The organism is Erwinia sp. B116 (genome assembly GCF_002865965.1).
Classification (GTDB): Bacteria; Pseudomonadota; Gammaproteobacteria; order Enterobacterales; family Enterobacteriaceae; genus Erwinia.
This window is the reverse complement of the sequence record NZ_JRZZ01000033.1, coordinates 139-21559: the sequence shown is the minus strand read 5'-3', so window position 1 is coordinate 21559 and position 21421 is coordinate 139. Positions and strand designations below refer to the sequence as shown.

The 21421-nt window shown below is 56.0% G+C and carries 18 protein-coding genes; 5 read left to right on the top strand and 13 right to left on the bottom strand.

The features are described 5' to 3' along the window. Positions 1-39 precede the first annotated feature (39 nt). From NV64_RS18075 to typA, 7 genes are all read right to left on the bottom strand, one after another. On the bottom strand, positions 40-591 hold the full coding sequence (locus NV64_RS18075) for a fimbrial protein (RefSeq protein WP_082502298.1): 552 nt from the start codon (positions 589-591) through the stop codon (positions 40-42). Between the two features lie 73 nt (positions 592-664). Then, entirely contained in the window at positions 665-1243 is a 579-nt protein-coding gene (locus NV64_RS18070) for a fimbrial protein (RefSeq protein ID WP_056233522.1), read from the bottom strand. Between the two features lie 461 nt (positions 1244-1704). Beyond that, a complete protein-coding gene (gene fabY, locus NV64_RS18065; protein ID WP_056233521.1) occupies positions 1705-2643 on the bottom strand; it encodes a fatty acid biosynthesis protein FabY in 939 nt (312 codons plus the stop codon). Between the two features lie 59 nt (positions 2644-2702). Next, positions 2703-3140, bottom strand: a complete 438-nt coding sequence (gene dtd / locus NV64_RS18060) for a D-aminoacyl-tRNA deacylase (RefSeq protein ID WP_101506472.1) — start codon at positions 3138-3140, stop codon at positions 2703-2705. Next, the gene (locus NV64_RS18055; RefSeq protein WP_101506471.1) at positions 3137-4012 is read right to left on the bottom strand and encodes a virulence factor BrkB family protein; all 876 of its coding nucleotides are present in this window, start codon (positions 4010-4012) and stop codon (positions 3137-3139) included. The genes dtd and NV64_RS18055 overlap by 4 nt, the downstream gene beginning before the upstream one ends. After that, positions 4012-4608 carry a glucose-1-phosphatase gene (gene yihX, locus NV64_RS18050; RefSeq protein WP_056233516.1) on the bottom strand — a complete coding sequence of 199 codons (597 nt, stop codon included), beginning with the start codon at positions 4606-4608 and terminating at the stop codon, positions 4012-4014. Before yihX ends, NV64_RS18055 begins: the two co-directional genes overlap by 1 nt. Positions 4609-4748: 140 nt before the next feature. Next, on the bottom strand, positions 4749-6569 hold the full coding sequence (gene typA / locus NV64_RS18045) for a ribosome-dependent GTPase TypA (protein WP_056233514.1): 1821 nt from the start codon (positions 6567-6569) through the stop codon (positions 4749-4751). A 434-nt stretch (positions 6570-7003) separates the two neighbouring features. On the opposite strand from typA, the gene glnA reads away from it, so the two are divergent. The 3 genes from glnA to glnG all read left to right on the top strand — a co-directional run bounded on the left by glnA (position 7004) and on the right by glnG (position 11083). Next, a complete protein-coding gene (gene glnA, locus NV64_RS18040) occupies positions 7004-8413 on the top strand; it encodes a glutamate--ammonia ligase (RefSeq protein ID WP_056233513.1) in 1410 nt (469 codons plus the stop codon). A gap of 203 nt (positions 8414-8616) precedes the next feature. Further along, positions 8617-9666, top strand: coding sequence for a nitrogen regulation protein NR(II) (gene glnL / locus NV64_RS18035; RefSeq protein WP_056233511.1), 1050 nt, complete (start codon positions 8617-8619; stop codon positions 9664-9666). Between the two features lie 7 nt (positions 9667-9673). After that, on the top strand, positions 9674-11083 hold the full coding sequence (glnG, locus tag NV64_RS18030; protein ID WP_101506470.1) for a nitrogen regulation protein NR(I): 1410 nt from the start codon (positions 9674-9676) through the stop codon (positions 11081-11083). A 125-nt stretch (positions 11084-11208) separates the two neighbouring features. Here glnG and hemN read toward each other — a convergent pair whose 3' ends face one another. Together hemN and yihI are read right to left on the bottom strand one after the other, a co-directional pair. Beyond that, positions 11209-12582 carry an oxygen-independent coproporphyrinogen III oxidase gene (hemN, locus tag NV64_RS18025; protein ID WP_101506469.1) on the bottom strand — a complete coding sequence of 458 codons (1374 nt, stop codon included), beginning with the start codon at positions 12580-12582 and terminating at the stop codon, positions 11209-11211. A gap of 283 nt (positions 12583-12865) precedes the next feature. Continuing rightward, positions 12866-13396 (bottom strand): Der GTPase-activating protein YihI, encoded by a 531-nt coding sequence (yihI, locus tag NV64_RS18020; RefSeq protein ID WP_101506468.1) that lies wholly within the window; start codon positions 13394-13396, stop codon positions 12866-12868. Positions 13397-13901: 505 nt separating this feature from the next. Between yihI and yihA the strand changes: the two genes are divergently transcribed. Then, complete coding sequence (gene yihA, locus NV64_RS18010; RefSeq protein ID WP_056233504.1) at positions 13902-14540, top strand: ribosome biogenesis GTP-binding protein YihA/YsxC; 639 nt, start codon at positions 13902-13904, stop codon at positions 14538-14540. A 383-nt stretch (positions 14541-14923) separates the two neighbouring features. Here yihA and polA read toward each other — a convergent pair whose 3' ends face one another. The 4 genes from polA to NV64_RS17985 all read right to left on the bottom strand — a co-directional run bounded on the left by polA (position 14924) and on the right by NV64_RS17985 (position 20143). Continuing rightward, a complete protein-coding gene (gene polA / locus NV64_RS18000; RefSeq protein ID WP_056233503.1) occupies positions 14924-17725 on the bottom strand; it encodes a DNA polymerase I in 2802 nt (933 codons plus the stop codon). A gap of 403 nt (positions 17726-18128) precedes the next feature. After that, the gene (gene dsbA, locus NV64_RS17995; protein WP_101506466.1) at positions 18129-18758 is read right to left on the bottom strand and encodes a thiol:disulfide interchange protein DsbA; all 630 of its coding nucleotides are present in this window, start codon (positions 18756-18758) and stop codon (positions 18129-18131) included. 48 nt (positions 18759-18806) lie between these two features. Then, complete coding sequence (locus NV64_RS17990) at positions 18807-19799, bottom strand: serine/threonine protein kinase (protein WP_056233498.1); 993 nt, start codon at positions 19797-19799, stop codon at positions 18807-18809. Between the two features lie 74 nt (positions 19800-19873). Next, on the bottom strand, positions 19874-20143 hold the full coding sequence (locus NV64_RS17985) for a YihD family protein (RefSeq protein ID WP_056233495.1): 270 nt from the start codon (positions 20141-20143) through the stop codon (positions 19874-19876). A gap of 72 nt (positions 20144-20215) precedes the next feature. On the opposite strand from NV64_RS17985, the gene mobA reads away from it, so the two are divergent. Then, positions 20216-20803: a molybdenum cofactor guanylyltransferase MobA gene (gene mobA, locus NV64_RS17980; RefSeq protein WP_056233493.1), complete on the top strand. Its 588-nt coding sequence runs from the start codon at positions 20216-20218 to the stop codon at positions 20801-20803. Positions 20804-21421: the final 618 nt, after the last annotated feature.

The following is a 21421-nucleotide window of genomic DNA, read 5'->3' as shown; positions in this document are numbered from 1 at the left end:
CACCCCGAAACGTTTACGGCTTCGCCGCCGGTTGAGTAGTCACAAGTAATCCATAAAAAAATGTACGCTGGCATAAAAACTGCCAGCGGTAATATTTTTTCTCAGTGGCACTATGCTGGCTTTAAAATTCAGCACATTATTGCCGTCAACTAATTCAATCCCGTTCGTGGGCTGGCCAAATATAATCGGCTCACCGTTAATTGCGCTCAGACGTATGGCAAAACCTTTTGCTTCGCCCACCACGCTGACCAGGCGATCGCTGCTGCCAGGTGTATCGCTAAGAAAAGTCACCTGGGCGTGATGCCAGTTCAGACCCGAGGTGAAACGGCTGAGCAGCGTGCAGCCCACCAGCCTGACGTGAAACACGTACTGCAGGTTACTGTCCGACTGCTGCAGGATCTCCCTGACCGTTAACGGGCCAAAGTCCAGCCACTGGTCGCGATCCGGGTAGTCAATGCGGCATGGGGCTTCGACAATTTCTCCGCTGATCCGCATTTCACCCGGTGTACTGGCTTTATCACCCGCTGCTGCAGCAGCCTGCCCGGACAGGGCTAACAGCAGCAGCACGCAAATCCCTTTGCTTAGGATCATCTTCTCTCCGACTCAGGTTGCCCATTTGGCAGCACAATCCCGACTACGGCCCTGCGCTACCAGGCCACCTGCATTACTGATAGTCAATCTGGAAGTTGATAGCCGACTGGAAGGCACCCGGTACCACGACGCTGCTGGCGCTGGCGGAGTCCGCCTGAACAAAGGCGACAAACGGGATTTTTGTCACGCCGTTCACCAGGTTGACCTTGGCTGAGGCCGTACCCCAGACCACATCCTTGTTGCCGTTATCCTTCAGACCCACGCCGGCACCGCTGGCGGTGCCGGAAGTGAAGGCTGCCAGTTTGGCGTTAGCCGGATCGACAGTGTTCGGCGTGTAGGTCACAGTGGCGGTTTTCGCCACTGTCGTATCGCAGCCCTGCAGTTCGATATCCTTCCGCACATTGCCGGCACGCTTATTGTCCTTCAGTGATGCGGTCGTGATCTGGCCAAATTCAACCTGCACCGGGCTGGAGTTCGGTGCCAGGCCGCAGGCTGAGTTCACCAGCTCTCCGGTAAGCAGAATCTGCCCCTGCGTCGGTGTACCTTTATAGGTCGGATCCGGGGGGGTGACCTCTTCCGCAGCCAGCACATAACCGGTGAAGGTCGCTAGTGTCACGAATCCCAATGCCTGCAATAACTTGTTTAGCTTCATATTTAACATCCTTGAAATCGAATTAATTAAGTAAAATGAAACACGCTCTCGCTCTCACGATGCGAATAATAAAATACCACCAAAGGGTAAATATTAAAGTTATTATCTAAGGGAAGTTAAAATGCGACATTTTGATTCACAGAGAGTAAAAACAGAGGTATTTGATAAAATTAAACATGATAAAAAAACAGCACAAAAAAACAAAAACATCATAAAAAACCCCAGCTATTAAAAAATTACATAACAGAATCACTTAATAAATAAATTTTGCTGATGGAATGTTTTTTAATTAATAACAACAACATTAAATAGCCCGGAGAAAAAATCACCACTATGCGTTTTAATGTAATCGTAATTTAGCCAAATATTACAGGGGAGCGTAGATTAGTATAATCTGCTGGCAAAGCGTCAAACCGCCCTTAGTGGGGCGGTTAATAACAGCAGCGCGGTGGGTATCCGGGTTACCCGACCGAGCCCCCTTCCTCCAGCGGACCGTCCGGATCGGCAGGCAGGACGATAAAGGTGCCTTCAAACACCGCACCCACCTCATCATTGCCAAACAGCTCCACCTGCAACTGTACCCGCGCCTTACGCCCGCGCGCCAGGCGGTCGAGATCGCCGCTCAGCGAGCCGAGGTCGGCGCTGGCCATCGGCTTGCCGGTGACCGGTTTACTGTAGCGAATATGGGCATCGGCGAGGATGATGGTGCCGCCGAGGTGGCGTTCGCGCAGCAGCAGCCAGATCAGCCCCCAGCCGGTCAGAGTGGCCAGTGAGAACAGGCTGCCGGCAAACAGCGTGTGGTGCAGGTTCTGGTTGCCGGTTTCCGGCATGGTAGTAATAAATTTCTGCCCGGTGTACTGCTGAATACGCACGCCCATCTTTTCACTGAGCGGGATATGTTCGTACCAGGCCTGCTGCAGCTGCCCGCACCAGTCGGCGCGGTGCAGGATATCATCCAGCGTCACCACCGGTTTGATCATCAGGAAGTGGCGAACCGGCGTGGTTTGCGGGGCGGTGATCTCCCCTTCGTTGAGGTAGCCGAGCTTGGCAAAGAAGTCGACAGCGTCTTCACGGGCGCTGCACACCACCCGCTTCACCCCCTCCTGGCGCGCCACCGACTCCAGCGTCATCGCCACCAGCGTACCCAGCCCTTTGCCCTGCACGGAAGGGTGCACGGCCATAAAGCGGATCGCCGCTTCGTTATCGGCGTTGATGTACAGCCGCCCGGTGGCGACGATATTACCCTGTTCATCCACCACCATCTGGTGGTGCGCCAGCGCATCCCAGGCATCGCGCTCGGAGCCCATCGGCTGATGCAGCGGCTTGCGCAGCATCTCCCAGCGAAACTGGTAGTAGGCGTCTAACTCTTCAGCTGTTTCAGGTACGCGCAGGTGATACATAAAGTGGTTCTCTCTGTCAGAGTCTGTCCGGCTGTTCCCTGGCCGCTCCGTCAGCGGCATCAAACCTGTAGCCAGAAGGTCACGGGGCCATCATTGACCAGCGAGACCTGCATATCGGCGGCAAAACGCCCGGTTTCAGTGGCAATGCCTTTTTCACGACAGCAGGCGGTAAAGTACTGATAGAGGCGGTCGGCTTCGTCCGGGGCGGCACCGCCGGAGAAGCTCGGCCGCATACCCTTTTTGGTATCGGCCGCCAGGGTAAACTGGGAGACCACCAGCAGGCTGCCCCCGGCCTGCTGCACGTTGAGATTCATCCTGTCATTGTCATCGCCGAAGATGCGGTAGCCCAGCACCTTCCCGGCCAGCTTTTCGGCGTGCGCGGGGGTGTCCCCTTTCTCCACGCCAAGCAAAATCAACAGCCCCGGGCCAATCTCCCCGACGGTGTCCCCGGCAACGGCGACGCTGGCGGACAGCGCACGCTGAATTAATGCAATCATACTTCCTCGTTTTCTCGTTCTTGTTCTTCTTGTTTCAGGCGACGGTAGTCGCCAAGGGTGGCGGTGATTTCAGCCCCCAGTAAGACAATACACCAGGTCCAGTAAACCCATAAAAAAAGGATGGGTATCACCGCCAGTACGCCATAAATCAGCTGATAAGACGGGAACATCGTAACATACAGCGCAAAGGCTTTTTTGCCGAGTTCGAACAGCGCCCCGGCCACCAGCGCGCCGATCAGCGCATCGCGCCCCGCCACCTGCGCGGTAGGCACAATGCTGTACAGCAGCCAGAAGGCCATGCAGGAGAGCAGCAGCGGGAACAGCCGCAGCAGCATATCCAGCGCGCCGCTGACGCCGCTGACCGTGGCCCAGTGTAATGAGAGCACGTAAGAGCTGATCGCCAGGCTGGCCCCGGCCAGCAGCGGCCCCAGCGTCAGGATCATCCAGTAAATGGCAAACGAGTAGACCAGCGGCCGCTTGCGCGCGCTGCGCCAGATGGCATTCAGCGCCGAGTCTATTGAGTACATCAGCAGCAGCGCGGTGACGATCAGGCCGCCAATGCCAACCGCGGTCATTTTATTAACGTTGGCGACAAACTGCTCCAGATAGCTCTGGATGACGTTGCCGGCGGCCGGCACAAAGTTATTGAAGACAAAGCTCTTCAGCTGAACGCTGACCTCCGAGAACATCGGAAAAGCCGCAAACAGCGCAAACACCACCGCAATCAGCGGCACCAGCGACAGCAGCGACACGTAAGCGAGGTTACCCGCCAGCGTGGTCATGCCGTCGTCATCAATTCGCTGCCACAGCAGCTTCATCCACGACCAGAAAGCGCGCAGGCGGTGGCGATAGTGGTTAACCCGGCCGGTCATTATTTACGATCGGCAAAAAAGGTGGGCACCACATGCTTATCGGTGACGTGTACGCTGTGGATCCCCAGCGCGCGCGCGGCCTCAACGTTCTCGAGGTTATCGTCGAAGAAGATCGCCTCTTCCGCAGAGACATCCTCTTCATTCAGCAGCCGCTGGTAGATCGCCGCTTCCGGCTTACGCACACCCATATCCTGCGACTGATAGATTTTATCGGCGGCCTGTAGCACTTCCGGATACTGCGATGGCCAGAAGCTGTAGTGCAGACGGTTGGTATTGGAGAGGATCACCACCCGGTCGCCCTGCTCGCGAAGTTTATGCATGATGGCAATTACTTCCGGACGCACGCCGACAAATACCGCCTGCCAGCCTGCCGCAAACTGCTCAAAGCTCAGCGCGATATCCAGCTGTTCAGACATTTTTTCCGCGAACAGCGCGTCGCTAATCTCACCGCGCTCATGCTGGTGGAAGCTGTCGTCCATTTTAAAATGGCTTTGCAGCGTGGCTAACGGCACCCGCCCGAGATCGCTCCAGACCCCAAGCACCCGGTTGAAATCAATATCAACAATGACGTTACCTAAATCAAAGATATACAGCATGGTCGGCTCCTTTTGCTCCGGTGAGTTATTCACTCTAGCGGGAAAATGGCAGGCTGAACAGGTGAGCCGCAGGAAAAGCGGGGCGAAAAAAAAGGCCGGAGATTATCCGGCCTTATCGACGTTGTTACCCGGGAAAGAACTTACTCTTTCGGGCCGCGGCCAGCGCGTTTACGGTCGTTTTCAGTCAGGTGACGTTTACGGATACGTACGGAAGCCGGGGTCACTTCTACCAGTTCGTCATCATCGATGAACTCAAGCGCCTGCTCGAGGGTCATCTTCTGTGGCGGAACCAGGGTGGTGGCTTCGTCAGTACCGGACGCACGCATGTTGGTCAGCTTCTTACCGGTCAGGCAGTTCACGGTCAGGTCGTTAGAACGTGAGTGAATACCGATGATCTGGCCTTCATACACTTCCGCACCGTGGCCGAGGAACAGCTTACCGCGATCCTGCAGGCTGAACAGGGCGAACGCAACCGCTTTACCCTGGCCGTTAGAGATCAGCACGCCGTTCTGGCGCTGGCCCACTTCGCCCGGACGCACGTCGTCGTAGTGGCTGAAGGTGGAGTACAGCAGGCCGGTACCGGAAGTCATGGTCATGAATTCGTTACGGAAGCCGATCAGGCCACGGCTTGGGATTTCGTAGTCGAGACGTACGCGGCCCTTGCCATCCGGATCCATGTTTTTCATGTCGCCTTTACGCTCGCCCATCGCCTGCATCACAGAACCCTGATGCTGTTCTTCGATGTCGAGGGTCACGTTTTCGAACGGCTCCTGCTTGCGGCCTTCGTGCTCACGGAAGATAACTTTCGGACGGGATACCGCCAGCTCGAAACCTTCACGACGCATGTTTTCGATCAGAACTGACAGGTGAAGTTCACCACGACCTGACACGCGGAAGGCATCAGCATCCGGGGTTTCTTCAACACGCAGTGCCACGTTGTGCACCAGCTCTTTGTTCAGACGGTCGAGGATCTGACGTGAAGTCACGTACTTACCTTCTTTACCACAGAACGGAGAGGTGTTAACGCAGAAGAACATGGTTACGGTTGGTTCATCAACGCTCAGGGCCGGCAGCGCTTCCACGTTCTGCGTGTCGCAGATGGTGTCAGAGATGTTCAGCTCACCCAGACCGGTGATGGCGATGATGTCGCCCGCTTCCGCTTCGCTCGCTTCGATACGCTCCAGGCCCATATGGGTCAGAACTTTACCGACTTTCGCGTTGCGGGTTTTGCCTTCGCTGTTGATCACGGTGATCTGCTGGTTAGGCTTCACTTTACCGCGCTTGATACGGCCGATACCGATCACGCCCAGGTAGTTGTTGTAGTCCAGCTGGGAGATTTGCATCTGCAGCGGCGCTTCCAGCTCAACCTGTGGTGGAGAAACGTGTTTCACGATCGCTTCGTACAGCGGAGTCATGTCTTCCGCCATATCTTCATGATCCAGGCCGGCGATGCCGTTCAGGGCAGAAGCATAGATGATCGGGAAGTCGAGCTGTTCGTCGGTCGCGTCCAGGTTCACGAACAGGTCGAAGACCTGGTCAACAACCCAGTCAGGACGCGCGCCAGGGCGGTCAACTTTGTTAATTACCACGATCGGCTTCAGACCATTAGCAAATGCTTTTTTGGTCACGAAGCGGGTTTGCGGCATCGGGCCATCCATTGCATCCACAACCAGCAGCACCGAGTCGACCATAGACATCACACGCTCTACCTCACCGCCGAAGTCGGCGTGTCCTGGGGTATCAACGATGTTGATGCGGTAGTCGTTCCATTTAATGGCGGTGTTTTTTGCGAGGATGGTAATCCCACGCTCTTTCTCCAAATCGTTGGAGTCCATTACGCGTTCGGTTGCTTCGGTGCGGGCGTCAAAGGTCCCGGACTGCTGCAGCAACTTATCAACCAGGGTAGTTTTACCGTGGTCAACGTGGGCAATAATGGCGATGTTACGCAAATTTTCGATCACAGCTTTGCCTCAGGCATTTAGAAATAGCGCGCTATTGTACACGGATTAATCGAAGGACTGAACAGGATCACAAATTTCATCTAAAGATAACTGTCCGGATTGCTTTTGCAGCCATTTTCAGTGCAAACATTGCACTGAGTCGAAAAATTGCACCAAAACAGTGCCCATTTATCACTCAATGGCACCAAAATGGTGCGCGATTTCCATCGTGGTGCAGTCCTCGTCTTACGAGAGGGCGCATCATAGCGCTTTTTAGGCGTAATTAGAAAGTTGGCATAGATTTCGCTTTAGTTCATACAAGCGAAAAATGCCAGTTTCCACAACGGTTGATAGCTTGTCAGAGATCTTTATTATCGGAGTCAGCGCGGTCATGAGCCATGCGCACCCGTGAAGGTCTCTAAACACGACGACAACAAAATCCAGGAGAGTTAAGTATGTCCGCTGAACACGTTCTGTCGATGATGAATGAGCACGAAGTCAAATTTGTTGACCTGCGTTTTACCGATACTAAAGGTAAAGAGCAGCACGTTACCATTCCTGCACATCAGGTTAACGCTGACTTCTTCGAAGAAGGCAAAATGTTTGACGGTTCTTCTATTGGTGGCTGGAAAGGCATCAATGAATCCGACATGGTTCTGTGGCCAGACGCGACCACAGCAATGATCGACCCGTTCTTCGCGGACACTACCCTGATCATCCGTTGTGACATTCTTGAGCCAGGCACGCTGCAGGGCTACGACCGTGACCCACGTTCCATCTCCAAGCGTGCAGAGGACTTCCTGCGCTCTTCCGGCATCGCAGACACCGTTCTGTTCGGACCTGAGCCAGAGTTCTTCCTGTTCGACGACATCCGTTTCGGCAGCAGCACCTCCGGTTCTCACGTGGCTATCGACGATATCGAAGCCTGCTGGAACACCGGTAAAGAGTACGAAGGCGGCAACAAAGGCCACCGTCCGGGTCTGAAAGGCGGCTACTTCCCGGTACCACCGGTCGACTCTTCACAGGACATCCGTTCTGCCATGTGTCTGACCATGGAGCAGATGGGCCTGGTGGTTGAAGCTCACCACCACGAAGTGGCAACCGCAGGTCAGAACGAAGTGGCCACCCGCTTCAATACCATGACCAAAAAAGCCGACGAAATTCAGATCTACAAATACGTTGTCCACAACGTAGCGCACGCCTACGGCAAAACTGCGACCTTTATGCCAAAACCAATGTTTGGTGATAACGGTTCCGGTATGCACTGCCATATGTCTCTGTCTAAAGGCGGCACCAACCTGTTCTCTGGCGACAAATACGGCGGCCTGTCTGAAATGGCGCTGCATTACATCGGCGGTGTTATCAAGCACGCTAAAGCGATCAACGCCCTGGCTAACCCGACCACCAACTCATACAAGCGTCTGGTCCCAGGCTACGAAGCTCCGGTAATGCTGGCTTACTCAGCCCGTAACCGTTCTGCTTCTATCCGTATCCCGGTGGTTTCCAACCCGAAAGCGGTGCGTATCGAAGCACGCTTCCCGGATCCAGCGGCTAACCCGTACCTGTGCTTCGCGGCACTGCTGATGGCAGGCCTGGACGGCATCATCAACAAGATCCACCCTGGCGATGCGATGGACAAAAACCTGTACGATCTGCCGCCGGAAGAAGAAGCTGAGATTCCAAAAGTGGCCGGTTCTCTGGACGAAGCGCTGGCTGCACTGAACGAAGACCGCGAGTTCCTGACCCGTGGTGGCGTGTTCACTGATGACACCATCGATGCCTACATCGCACTGCGTCAGGAAGAGATGGACCGCGTGCGTATGACTCCGCACCCGGTTGAGTTCGAACTGTACTACAGCGTTTAATTTTACGTAGTTCACCCGGTGACGTTGCGACAGTGGTTGATCTGCCGCCGCAACGGAGCCCGGGATTTTGTTGCCGTGGAAACTTCAGCCCATCTCCGGATGGGCTTTTTTCTCCGCCCGGCGTCGTCAAACGCGACGAAAAACGGGCTGTGAGACTATAATGCACCAACATGGTGCAAATAATTCACGCAGGAGAACGCTGTATGGCAGCTGGCACGCAGCCCGATGCTGGGCAGATTCTCAATTCTCTGATCAACAGTATTTTACTGGTTGATAGCGATCTGGCGGTTCATTACGCCAATCCCGCCGCTCAGCAGTTGCTGGCGCAAAGTTCCCGTAAGCTGTACGGCACGCCGCTGCCGGAGCTGATGGGCTATTTTTCCCTGAATATTGCGGTAATGCTTGAGAACCTGGATGCAGGTCAGGGCTTTACCGACAGTGAAGTGACGCTGGTGGTCGACAGTCGGGCACACATTATGTCGCTGACCGCCCAGCGCCAGCAGGATGGATTGATCCTGCTGGAGATGGCGCCGATGGACAACCAGCGCCGTCTCAGCCAGGAACAGCTGCAACACGCTCAGCAGGTGGCCGCGCGCGATCTGGTTCGCGGGCTGGCCCATGAGATCAAAAACCCGCTCGGTGGCCTGCGCGGGGCCGCACAGCTGCTGGCGAAAGCGCTGCCCGATCCATCGTTAACCGAATACACCAAAGTGATCATTGAGCAGGCCGATCGCCTGCGCAACCTGGTGGACCGGCTGCTGGGCCCGCAACAACCCGGCATGCACGTCACCCAGAGCATTCACCAGGTCGCCGAACGGGTGGTCAATCTGGTGTCGATGGAGCTGCCGGACAACGTGTCGCTGGTACGTGACTACGATCCGAGCCTGCCCGAACTGCCCCACGATCCGGACCAGATCGAGCAGGTGCTGCTGAACGTGGTGCGTAACGCACTGCAGGCGTTAGGCGACGCCGGCGGCACCATCACCCTGCGCACCCGTACCGCCTTTCAGCTGACGCTGCACGGTACCCGCTACCGCCTGGTGGCGCGTATTGATGTTGAAGATGATGGCCCGGGTATTCCTGCGCAGCTGCAGGACACGCTGTTTTACCCGATGGTCAGCGGCCGCGAAGGCGGCACCGGGCTGGGTTTATCTATTGCCCGCAGCCTGATTGACCAGCACTCCGGCAAGATCGAATTTAAGAGCTGGCCGGGCCACACTGAATTTTCTGTTTACTTGCCTATTCGCCAGTGAGGTTTCTATGCAACGAGGGATAGTCTGGGTCGTCGATGACGATAGCTCCATCCGCTGGGTGCTTGAACGTGCGCTCACTGGAGCCGGTTTAAGCTGTACCACCTTTGACAGCGCCAGCGAGGTGCTTGATGCCCTCGCCAGTAAAACCCCGGACGTTTTGTTATCAGACATTCGTATGCCGGGGATGGACGGGCTGGCGCTGCTGAAGCAGATCAAACAGCGCCACCCGATGCTGCCGGTGATTATTATGACCGCCCACTCCGATCTGGAGGCCGCGGTCAGCGCCTACCAGCAGGGGGCGTTTGATTACCTGCCCAAGCCGTTTGATATTGATGAAGCGGTGGCGCTGGTCGAGCGCGCCATCAGCCATTATCAGGAGCAGCAGCAGCCGCGTAACCAGCCGGTCAGCGGCCCGACCGCCGATATCATCGGTGAAGCACCGGCGATGCAGGACGTGTTTCGCATTATCGGCCGCCTGTCACGTTCGTCGATCAGCGTGCTGATCAACGGCGAGTCAGGTACCGGTAAAGAGCTGGTGGCGCATGCCCTGCACCGCCACAGCCCGCGGGCGAAATCCCCGTTTATCGCGCTGAATATGGCGGCAATCCCGAAAGACCTGATCGAGTCCGAGCTGTTTGGTCATGAGAAAGGCGCATTTACCGGTGCCAATCAGATCCGTCAGGGCCGCTTTGAGCAGGCCGACGGCGGCACGCTGTTCCTTGATGAAATCGGTGATATGCCGCTGGACGTGCAGACGCGCCTGCTGCGCGTGCTGGCCGACGGGCAGTTCTACCGGGTGGGTGGCTACGCGGCGGTGAAAGTGGACGTGCGCATTATTGCCGCCACCCACCAGAACCTGGAGCTGCGCGTGCAGGAGGGCAAGTTCCGTGAGGATCTGTTCCACCGCCTGAACGTGATCCGCGTACATCTGCCGCCGCTGCGCGAGCGCCGTGAGGATATTCCACGGCTGGCGCGCTACTTCCTGCAGGTGGCAGCACGGGAGCTGGGCGTGGAGGCGAAAATTCTGCACCCGGAGACCGAAACCGCGCTGACGCGCCTGCACTGGTCCGGCAACGTGCGCCAGCTGGAGAATACCTGCCGCTGGCTGACGGTGATGGCCGCCGGTCAGGAGGTGCTGATCCAGGACCTGCCGCCGGAGCTGTTTGAAACCGCCACGCCGGACAGCCCGACGCAGTCGCTGCCGGACAGCTGGGCCACGCTGCTGGCGCAGTGGGCCGACCGCGCGCTGCGTTCCGGTCATCAAAACCTGCTTTCCGAAGCACAGCCGGAGATGGAACGCACGCTGCTGACCACCGCCCTGCGCCACACCCAGGGGCACAAGCAGGAAGCGGCCCGGCTGCTGGGCTGGGGGCGTAATACGCTGACCCGTAAGCTGAAAGAGCTGGGGATGGAGTAAGCCACGGCGGCAAACCGGGGATAAAGTACGTCCTCACCGCCGGCGACTGAAGAGGTGGAGAAACGCGCCGCTGGATCAGAGAAGCCGTGAGAGAGGCGGGACGCGCAGGCGCCCGTCTTTTTTTGTCAGATCACCCGCGAAAATCGCGTCTCTGCGGCGTTCTGCCGCAGGTAACTGTCAAAGCACATGCAGACATGACGAACCAGCATGCGGCCCTTAGCGGTCACCTGTAGCCCCTCTGCGTGCTGCTCTACCAGCCCGTCAGCCACCAGCGGAGCCAGCTGCCGTAGCTCGTCGGCAAAATAGCGCCGGAAATCGATGCCATACCCGGATTCAATCGCGTTGAACGACAGTGAGAAATTGCAGATCAGGCTTTTGATCACCTCACCGCGCAGGCGGTCGTCATCGCTCAGCTGCAGCCCGCGCCAAAGCGCGCTGTGCCCGGCGTGGATCTGCCCGTAATACGCCTTCAGCTCTTTATGATTCTGCGCATAGCTGTCGCCGAGGTAGCTGATAGCCGACACGCCCATTCCCAGCAGGTCGCTGCCGGCGTGCGTGGTATAGCCCTGGAAATTACGGTGCAGCTGGCCGCTGCGCTGGGCGAGCGCCAGCTCATCGTCGTGGCGGGCAAAATGGTCCATGCCGATAAACTGATAGCCCTGCGCGGTCAGCGTGCTGATAGTGTGCTGCAGGATCTCCAGCTTCTGCTGTGCTCCCGGCAGGTCCCGTTCGTGAATTTTACGCTGGGCGGCAAACAGGCTGGGCATGTGCGCGTAGCTGAACACGCTGAGGCGATCGGGGTTAAGCGCCACCACCTTTTCGAGGGTGAAGGCGAAGCTCTGCGGGGTCTGTGCCGGCAGGCCGTAGATCAGGTCGATGCTGGTGGAGGCGAAGCCCAGCTGACGCGCGCGCGCCACCAGCGCAAAGATAAACGCCTCATCCTGTACCCGGTTAACCTTCTCCTGCACCTGCTTGTTAAAATCCTGCACCCCCATACTCAGCCGGTTAAAGCCTTCGGCGCGCAGGTGGTCCAGCATATCAAGTGCTATCTCGCGCGGGTCAATCTCAATCGAGATCTCCGCGTCGGCGTTGATGATGAAGTGCTGGCGCAGGCTGTGCATCAGCCGGCTAATCTGCGCCGGGTTAAGGAAGGTTGGCGTACCGCCGCCCCAGTGGATCTGGCTGACCTGACGCCGCGCGAACAGCGGTGCACGGTCGCTGATTTCACGCACCAGTGCATCCAGATAGCTGTCGGCCTTGTGCTGCTGGCGGGTCACCTGCTTGTTACAGCCGCAAAAATAGCAGAGACGGTGGCAGAACGGGATATGCAGATAGAGCGACAATGGGCGATCGGGGTAACGCTGAACGGCCAGCCGGAACATCCGGTCATCATAATCCTGATGAAACTCCAGCGCGGTAGGATAAGAGGTGTAACGTGGGCCGGAGGTGTTGTATTTCTGGATCAGCGGGAGATCCCACTCAATATCTTGCCTGTTCATGGTGACTCACCGTTTTCGCCCCGGAGGTGGTCGCCGTACAGCGGGGAGCTGCCGGCTAACCAACCTGCGGCGCAAACGGGCTTTCTTGTGCGCCAGCCGTTGTAGTTTAACCAACAGCCAACCCAGCCAGCTCAGCAGAATTAACGCAATAATTGATCCAGGCCAAATCATGGTCAGAGATATCTTACTGAGGAGGCAGCGCAGATTGCGCTGCCGCAAGGTTGACGTCGGAAAACCAGACGGAGGAACTGACGTCCTCCGGGTGGGCAAGGCGCTGACGGGCTTACTGGCCGCCCTTCAGCAGACGGTACATATCTTCTTCTGCCTGCTCATCTTTCGCTTCTTCATCATCATCCAGCGCGATACCCAGCTGTTCCATCAGCACGTCGATACGGTCCAGCGACTGATCGAGCCAGGCCTGGTCTTCCGCAGACAGCGTTTCACCGTTCTCCAGACGATCCAGCAGCGTATCCAGACGCGGATCGCTTTCCAGCGCAGCCAGCTCCTCTTCCGGTGACTGGCGCTTCTTCTCAGGTGCCGGTTTCGCGACTTTAGCCGGCTTCAGCGGTTTGCTGGCCGGCACGTTGGCACCGAGAGCGATCGGCTTTTTGCTGCCGATGCGCGGGTCTTTTGCCGCACTGCTGCTGCCGTTTTTCGGTTTTTCAGCGACCGGATTAGCCCGGCTGCCGGAGACGTTACCACTGCCTTTTTTATTACGCTTGCGATCGCGCGCTTCCTGATTAAGTTCTTCGCGGGACTTGCGTTTTACCCGTGCTGGTTTTTTACCCTGGGGTGCGTGTGCTGGTTGCTTCATGGTTTCTGATCTCAGACGTTTATCTTCAGTATAGAATTGCGCCGGAATCTAGCAGAAAGCGCAGCAAGAAAAAAGGCGGCAGGTCACCCTGTCGCCTTTTTTCGCACCTTCTACAGAAGGATTTACAGTATCAATGTCCTTTTTAGCAGCCAACGTCCCTGTTTTCCTTTGCCTCTGCCCACTCCTGTACCGCCCGCCATCATCCTGATGTTCCCTGAGCGCTTCATCCTGAAGGAAAACATCCTGTTTCCGGTATCTACTTTAGACGACGGAGCCAGTCTCACAAGGTGACTGCCTGATAATTTACTATTTCACTTATCAGGTCATAATTAACTGACTGAAAAATATAACAATAAAGTTTTATAATTTTTTTAAAATCAGAGAGTACTGTCAATACTGATGGCAAATCTCTTACAGCAGCAATGCTGGCCTGTCTCTTACCGGGCGCTTTAGCGTCATACAGGGTATAATCAACGCAATTGCCCTTTTTTCTGGAGTATCTATTTTGTCTGGCTGGAATTATCACCTTACTCATTTTGTTACCAGCGCCCCCGATATTCGCCACCTGCCCTCCGATACCGGTATTGAGGTGGCGTTCGCCGGGCGTTCCAATGCGGGAAAATCCAGCGCGCTGAATACGCTGACCAATCAGAAAAGCCTGGCGCGTACCAGTAAAACGCCTGGACGCACCCAGCTGATTAACCTGTTCCAGGTGGCCGAAGGTTATCGCCTCGTCGACCTGCCTGGCTATGGTTATGCCGAAGTGCCGGAAGAGATGAAGCTGAAATGGCAGCGCGCACTGGCAGAGTATCTGCAGGAGCGGCAGTGCCTGAAGGGGCTGGTGGTGCTGATGGATATTCGCCATCCGCTAAAAGATCTCGATCAGCAGATGATCAAATGGGCGGTACAGAGCGGGATCGAAGTGCTGGTGCTGCTGACGAAGGCCGATAAGCTGGCTTCTGGCGCACGCAAAGCGCAGCTAAACGCCGTACGCGAAACCGCGAAAGGGTTTGTCGGCAACGTGCAGGTGGAGATGTTTTCATCGCTGAAGAAGATTGGCGTGGATAAGCTCAGCCAGAAGCTGGACAGCTGGTATCGCGAGATCCCACCGGCGGTGGAAGAAGACGCAGAAGAAACACAATAAAAAACGCCCCAGTCACAGCGTGACTGGGGCGGCTAAATATTCAGCCAAATCCGATTACGTGAAGTAAAAGGTCTGAAAGATAGAACATCTTACCTCTGTACCCTACGCGACGAACTTTACCTGATTTTTTGAGCGGTCAAAAGGGTTTTCTGTAGTAAATTTTCAGAAAACGACCGGATTAATCCAACATAAGTCACATAACGACAGCAATCCTGTAGCTTAATTACTAAAAAAATGCTTTTGCTTGAAACGCTTAGCTGCATTTTTCTCCACAGGTCCATTGTGGCCGTTGCTGAACCGATTAATCCGTACGATTTTCTTATGACCGATCGGGCCATCCGGCCTGAAGAACAGACCGGAGCATGGCCCGTGTTAGCAGCGCCTTAGTGCGCTTCATCCCAGTTATTACCTACGCCGACCTCAACGCGCAGCGGCACGTCCAGCGTCATGCTGCTCTCCATCAGCTGACGAATTTTTGCCGTCGCCGCCTCAACCGCGTCAGCACGGACTTCAAACACCAGTTCATCGTGTACCTGCATAATCATGGTGACGTCTGAATCCGGCGTGGAGCTCAGCCAGTCATCCACCGCAATCATCGCCCGTTTGATAATGTCCGCGGCGGTACCCTGCATCGGTGCGTTGATCGCGGCACGTTCCGCCGCTTTGCGACGGATGGCATTGCTGGCGTTGATGTCCGGCAGGTAGAGACGACGGCCGTCCAGCGTCTCAACGTAGCCTTTCTCCGCGGCCTGCTCGCGGGTGCGCTCCATATACTGCAGCACGCCCGGATAGCGCTGGAAGTAGAGGTCCATATACTTCTTCGCTTCACCGGCCGGAATATTGAGCTGGCGCGACAGGCCAAAGGCGCTCATACCGTAAATCAGGCCAAAGTTAATCGCTTTCGCGCTACGGCGCTGCTCACCACTTACTTTGTCCAGCGCGACGCCAAACACTTCGGCGGCGGTGGCGCGGTGAATGTCCTGCTCGCTGGCAAATGCAGTAAGCAGTCCCTTATCCTGCGACAGGTGCGCCATGATACGTAGCTCAATCTGCGAGTAGTCCGCCGCCAGGATCACGTGCCCCTGAGGAGCGATAAAGGCCTGCCGGATGCGCCGACCCTCATCGTTGCGCACCGGGATATTCTGCAGGTTCGGATCGCTGGAGGAGAGGCGCCCGGTGGCCGTTACCGTCTGGTGATAGGAGGTGTGCACCCGCTTGCTGACCGGGTTGATCATCTGCGGCAGCTTGTCGGTGTAGGTCGACTTCAGCTTCGACAGCCCGCGATGCTCCAGAATCACCTTCGGCAGCGGATAGTCGAGCGCCAGCTCCGCCAGCACCTCCTCACTGGTAGACGGCGCGCCGCCCGGGGTTTTTTTGGTCGGCTTGATGCCCTGCTTTTCAAACAGAATGGTCTGCAGCTGCTTAGGCGATGAGAGGTTAAACGGTTCGCCGGCCAGATCGTGCGCCTGTTTTTCCAGCTCGGCCAGACGGTTGCCCAGCTCCTGCGAGTGCGCCGCAAGAATCGCCTGGTCGATCAGCACGCCGTTACGCTCAATACGTGAGATCACCGGCACCAGCGGCATCTCAACCTGCTCGAACACCTGCTTCGGTCCGGTTTCTGCCGCCAGCAGCGGCCACATTTTCAGATGCAGCTGCAGGGTGACGTCGGCGTCTTCCGCCGCATAATGGCTGGCCTGCTCGAGCGCGATCTGATTAAAGGTCAGCTGGTTCTTCCCTTTACCGGCAATCTCCTCAAAGGTGACCGTCTTATGGTTCAGCCAGCGTGCCGCCAGCGTATCCATATCGTGGCGGCCGGCGACGCTGTTCAGCGCGTAGGATTCAAGCATGGTATCGAAACGGATGCCGCGCAGCTCAATGTCATAGCGCTGCAGCACGCCGCGGTCGTACTTGAGGTTCTGCCCGACCTTCAACGCACCCGCGTCTTCCAGCAGCGGCTTCAGCCGTGCCAGCACCTCGCTGCGGTCCAGCTGCTCCGGCGCATCAAGATAGTCGTGTGCCACCGGCAGATAGGCAGCCTCTCCCGGCGCTACCGCAAAAGAGAGTCCGACGATGTTGGCGCTGAGGGTATCGAGCGAGTCGGTTTCCAGATCAAAGGCAAACAGCTCGCTGTTCTGCAACTTCTGCAGCCAGCTGTCGAACGTCGCCTGATCCAGAATGGTGACATAGCCGTCAGCGGAGAGCGTACTCACCGATTCGGCTGGCTCAGAGGCGGTATCTGTCTGCTGCTCCACTGCGGCAACTTTTTTCGCTGACGCGTTGCCACGATTGCCCTGCAGCCATTTACCCTCTTCCAGATCGACGATCCAGCGCTTAAATTCGTAGTGTTTAAACAGCTCCAGCAGCGCTTCCACCGCCGGTTCAGTCACCGTCAACTGCTCGCAGGTTAACTCCAGCTCAACGTCGGTTTTGATGGTCGCCAGCTGGTACGAGAGGAAGGCCATCTCCCTGCTCTGTTCCAGTTTGGCGGCCATGGTTTTTGCCCCACGGAAGGTCAGCGTGGCCACCTTGTCCAGATTAGCGTAAATCTCTTTAATGCCGCCTAATCCCTGCAACAGCGCCTGCGCCGTTTTCTCCCCCACGCCGGCCACACCCGGAATGTTATCGGAGGAGTCGCCCATCAGCGCGAGGAAATCGATGATCAGTGACGGTGGGATACCGTATTTGGCTTCCACCTCGTCCGGGCCAAGAATGGCGTTGTTCATGGTATTGATCAGCGTGACGTCCGGCGATACCAGCTGGGCCATATCTTTGTCACCGGTGCTAATCAGCACCGGTTTACCCATTTTTTCCGCCGCCAGCGCCAGCGTGCCGATCACATCATCGGCCTCGACGCCCGGCACGGCCAGCAGCGGCAGCCCCATCGCTTTCACCATCGCGTGCAGCGGTTCAATCTGCGCGCGCAGGTCGTCAGGCATCGGCGGGCGATGGGATTTATAGGCCTCAAATAATTCGTCGCGGAACGTTTTACCCTTAGCGTCAAACACCACGGCGACGTGGCTTGGCTTATATTGCAGCAGCAGGCTGCGCAGCATGTTCAGCACACCATACATGGCGCCGGTCGGTTCCCCGGCTGCGTTGGTTAGCGGGGGGAAAGCATGATAAGCGCGGTACAGGTAGGAGGATCCATCTACCAGGATCAGCGGGTTTTCTGCAATTTCAGCCATAGGGGGTCACGTTCTTCCGGGTTGCTTCGATGGGTGTAAGGATGCCACAGCCGGGCATAAAACAGGAAATCGCAACGGCGATTATTCAGGATGTGATGCAATTACTGCGGCATGGCGCGCAATGAGGTTCTGTGGATAAGTTTGTGTGTAATTTTTCTGATCGGATGGCAGGAACCGATAACAGCATCAGCAATTATCACTATTTATTCTAATAATCATAAGGTTAATTTAATTCTGAATAAGACAATCTGACTTTTTCGACATTTTTCATTTGTGGATATAAGTCAAAGATATAAAGCGGTATAACGCGATATATGGCTGGAGAAAGCACAATTTCACCACGTTCATTCCATAACGATAAAAAAACGCCGGCTCATGGCCGGCGATAATCTGACCGTTGAGCTTACTTCTGGCTGACCAGGAACTTCACCACGTTCGCAAAGCCCTGCACATAGTTGTCCATTGAGCTGGTGTCGAGACCGCCGTTGTTAACCATATATTTTCCGTTAACGAACATCGCCGGCACGCCGCGCAAATCCAGATCGGCTGCAGCTTTCTCCTGCTGAGCAACCAGTGATTTAACGACAAAGCTGTTCCAGGCCGCGTCGTAATCTTCTGGTTTGATGCCGGCAGCTTTCACAAAGGCCGCCTTCAGGCTGGCCGCATCGGTGATGGTCTGGCTTTTCTGAATACCGTCAAACAGCGGTGCCGTAACTTTATCTTCCACGCCCAGCGCCATTGCTACCGCCCAGGCCTGGGTCACGGTTTTACCCAGATCGCCGCCGAGGAATTCAACGTGATATTTGGTGACCTTAACGTCCGCAGGCAGGTTTTTCTTTACCGCATCACTCACGTGCCAGACTTCTTCAAACTCAAAGCAGTGTGGACAGAAGAATGAGAAGAACTCCAGCACCTGAGGTTCACCGGTAGCTGGTTTATCCAGCGTCACATACTCTTTGCCATCGGTAAATTGTGCAGCGGAAGCGCTGAAAGCCAGAACCATGCCGACCAGCGCAAACAAAATCTTTTTCATTGTGAAACTCTCTCCTCGTAACGGATCAGTAGGTGAACAAAAGGACTATCACAGCGGGTAACCTGGCATTAACTGCAGCGGAGGTTCCTGCAAAATCCGGTCCTGTTCAGTAAAAATGGAAATCTGACGACGCCAGAAATCTTCATCCGTCATCCACGGGAAACTGCCCGGGAAAGCCGGATCGTGCCAACGGCGTACCACCCATGCCAGATAATAAACCATCCGCATAGCACGTAAAGGTTCAATCAGTGACAATTCATGTTCGTCAAAGTCGCTGAATTCACGGTAGGCCTCCAGCAGAATATCCCACTGCAGACGCTGTTCCTGGCGATCGCCGTTGATCAGCATCCACAGATCCTGCACTGCCGGGCCATTGCGCGCGTCGTCCAGATCGACAAACAGCGGGCCATCACGCCAGAGAATATTGCCAGGGTGACAGTCACCGTGCAGACGCAGCGGCTGCCACTGAGTATGCCAGCTGTTTTGTAAAGTTGTGCGCAGGCGCTCCACGCTGGTCAGTAAATTATCTTTCAGCCCGGCAGGCACCAGATCGCTGGCGGCCAGCGTGGCTAAGGGCTGGTCGATATACTCCTGTAATCCCATCGTCGGCCGATCGGTGAAGATTTTTTTACGGCCGGTCTGATGAATGCGCCCGAGATAACGTCCAACCCACTCCAGCTGATCGTAGTTATCCGTTTCATACTGGCGGCCGCCGAGGCTGGGAAAGACCGCAAACCAGAACCCCTGATGCTGTTGCAAGGTGGTGCCGCCCAGCGTCAGCGGGGCTGCGACAGGCACCTCATCGGCGAACAGCTCGGCGGTGAACTGATGCTCCTCGGCGATTTGCGCCTGTGACCAGCGCTGTGGTCGATAAAATTTGGCGACATAGCGCCGTTTATCTTCATCGGCGAACTGGTAGACGCGGTTTTCGTAGCTGTTCAGCGCCGTCAGGCCGGATTCCACGCGGATCCCGCTATCCCACAGCGCATCGAGAATGGCGTCTGGCGTCAGCGTGTCAAAGTTAAAGGCAGGTTCTTTCATCCGGCATGCTCTTACGGGAAATGTGCCTGCAAGAATATCATTAAACGCCGGTCGTCATGCCGGCTACGGCCGATTTACTCCTTAATTATGCCGCGAGCCCGCAGTAAGGCGGTCTTAAAATCATCCTCATAGTCTTTGGCTAAACCGGGGATAACCGCCGTATCAGCCGCGCTGCGCATTTTAAGATGATAGATCAGCGCGTCATCGCTCAGCGTGGCCAGCGGCTGCGTAAAGCCGGCGTCATCGGCCATCTGCTGTAAAAACTCCAGCAGGTTCAGGTCGGGCTGCTCCTGCCACGCGGGCTGTAACAGGGTAATAAGCTCATTGAGTCGGTGATATTTCATAGTATTCTTCCTCTGTCAGCCCCTGCCCGATTGCCGGCAGGGAACTCTTTTCATCAGCTAAGGACAGTGATCATGAGTCTGTTTTCCGCTGCGGATAAAGCCACAATCACCGGTGTGATCCTTGCCGGCGGGCGTGGCAGCAGAATGGGCGGCAACGATAAAGGGCTGCTGCTGTATCGTAACCAGCCGTTGTATCAACACGTGTTGTACCGCTTACGGCCCCAGGTAGACAGGGTATGGATTAATGCCAACCGCAATATTGCGTTATATCAACAGAGTGGCCTGCCGGTGATACGCGATACGCTGGCGGACTTTCCCGGTCCGCTGGCCGGCATGCTGAGCGCACTGCTACAGGCAGAAACAGAGTGGCTGGCCTTCAGTTCCTGCGATACGCCGCATCTGCCGGACAATCTGGTGGAACATCTGTGGCGGCATAAGGGACTGGCGAAGGCGGTTTGGGCACGTGCGGAACAGCGCGATCACCCCACGCTGGCGCTACTGCACCGGGATCTGGCGGGTTTACTGGCGCAGTATCTGGCACGGGGAGAGCGTAAACTGCTGCTCTTCTTACAGCAGGCGGGCGGGCACAGCGTGGAATTTAGCCTCACCGGACGGGCTTTTGACAATATTAACCAGCCAGAAGATTTAATTGACAGATAATCGCCGGAAACAGACCTCTTTACTCCATATCTGACACGCTTCAGGGGGTATTTTAGCCTTTATAACAGGATGAGAATCTCTGCCTGAGCCATTTATCTCACTAATTTTATGAGAAATTAATTATCTAACAGGTGATTAAGAGGGTTAATGATTCAATGCCTGCAGAAAATAGCTTAAAGACCCTCTTTCAGACGCGCACCATCCGCCATTTTCCGCCGGTTTTTATAGCCGGAGCACAATAAAGCGCCATCACTTTTTATTCGGACCACGGATGAGTCATCAGCCCGGTCCGGAGCGGCGGGTTTTGCGTTTAAAATCTGATTTTTTGACCAGTGAAGAGGGAAAACGGAGGGGAATGAGCCGTTACGGCAGGGGTTTTTTATCGTGTTTTTTGCAAAAGAAAAAACCCCGGCCTTTCGGTCGGGGTTATTCTTTGTTTGATGCCTGGCAGTTTATGGCCCACATCCCTGTGGGCCACCCTTCGGGCCGGCGCTGAGCGCCGTTCAAAATGGCTCCCGGCCATTTTGTCCTGCTCTCGCATGGGGAGGCCCCACACTACCCTCGGCGCTACGGCGTTTCACTTCTGAGTCCGGCATGGGGTCAGGCGGGACCACCGGG

Coding starts and splice junctions, on each gene's coding strand:
- dtd (WP_101506472.1), bottom strand. CDS start 3,140: ATGATTGCATTAATTCAGCGTGCGCTGTCCGCCAGCGTCGCCGTTGCC.
- glnA (WP_056233513.1), top strand. CDS start 7,004: ATGTCCGCTGAACACGTTCTGTCGATGATGAATGAGCACGAAGTCAAA.
- NV64_RS17985 (WP_056233495.1), bottom strand. CDS start 20,143: ATGAAATATCACCGACTCAATGAGCTTATTACCCTGTTACAGCCCGCG.
- fabY (WP_056233521.1), bottom strand. CDS start 2,643: ATGTATCACCTGCGCGTACCTGAAACAGCTGAAGAGTTAGACGCCTAC.
- NV64_RS18070 (WP_056233522.1), bottom strand. CDS start 1,243: ATGAAGCTAAACAAGTTATTGCAGGCATTGGGATTCGTGACACTAGCG.
- dsbA (WP_101506466.1), bottom strand. CDS start 18,758: ATGAAAAAGATTTTGTTTGCGCTGGTCGGCATGGTTCTGGCTTTCAGC.
- yihI (WP_101506468.1), bottom strand. CDS start 13,396: ATGAAGCAACCAGCACACGCACCCCAGGGTAAAAAACCAGCACGGGTA.
- NV64_RS18075 (WP_082502298.1), bottom strand. CDS start 591: ATGATCCTAAGCAAAGGGATTTGCGTGCTGCTGCTGTTAGCCCTGTCC.
- glnG (WP_101506470.1), top strand. CDS start 9,674: ATGCAACGAGGGATAGTCTGGGTCGTCGATGACGATAGCTCCATCCGC.
- polA (WP_056233503.1), bottom strand. CDS start 17,725: ATGGCTGAAATTGCAGAAAACCCGCTGATCCTGGTAGATGGATCCTCC.
- glnL (WP_056233511.1), top strand. CDS start 8,617: ATGGCAGCTGGCACGCAGCCCGATGCTGGGCAGATTCTCAATTCTCTG.
- NV64_RS17990 (WP_056233498.1), bottom strand. CDS start 19,799: ATGAAAGAACCTGCCTTTAACTTTGACACGCTGACGCCAGACGCCATT.
- mobA (WP_056233493.1), top strand. CDS start 20,216: ATGAGTCTGTTTTCCGCTGCGGATAAAGCCACAATCACCGGTGTGATC.
- yihX (WP_056233516.1), bottom strand. CDS start 4,608: ATGCTGTATATCTTTGATTTAGGTAACGTCATTGTTGATATTGATTTC.
- NV64_RS18055 (WP_101506471.1), bottom strand. CDS start 4,012: ATGACCGGCCGGGTTAACCACTATCGCCACCGCCTGCGCGCTTTCTGG.
- hemN (WP_101506469.1), bottom strand. CDS start 12,582: ATGAACAGGCAAGATATTGAGTGGGATCTCCCGCTGATCCAGAAATAC.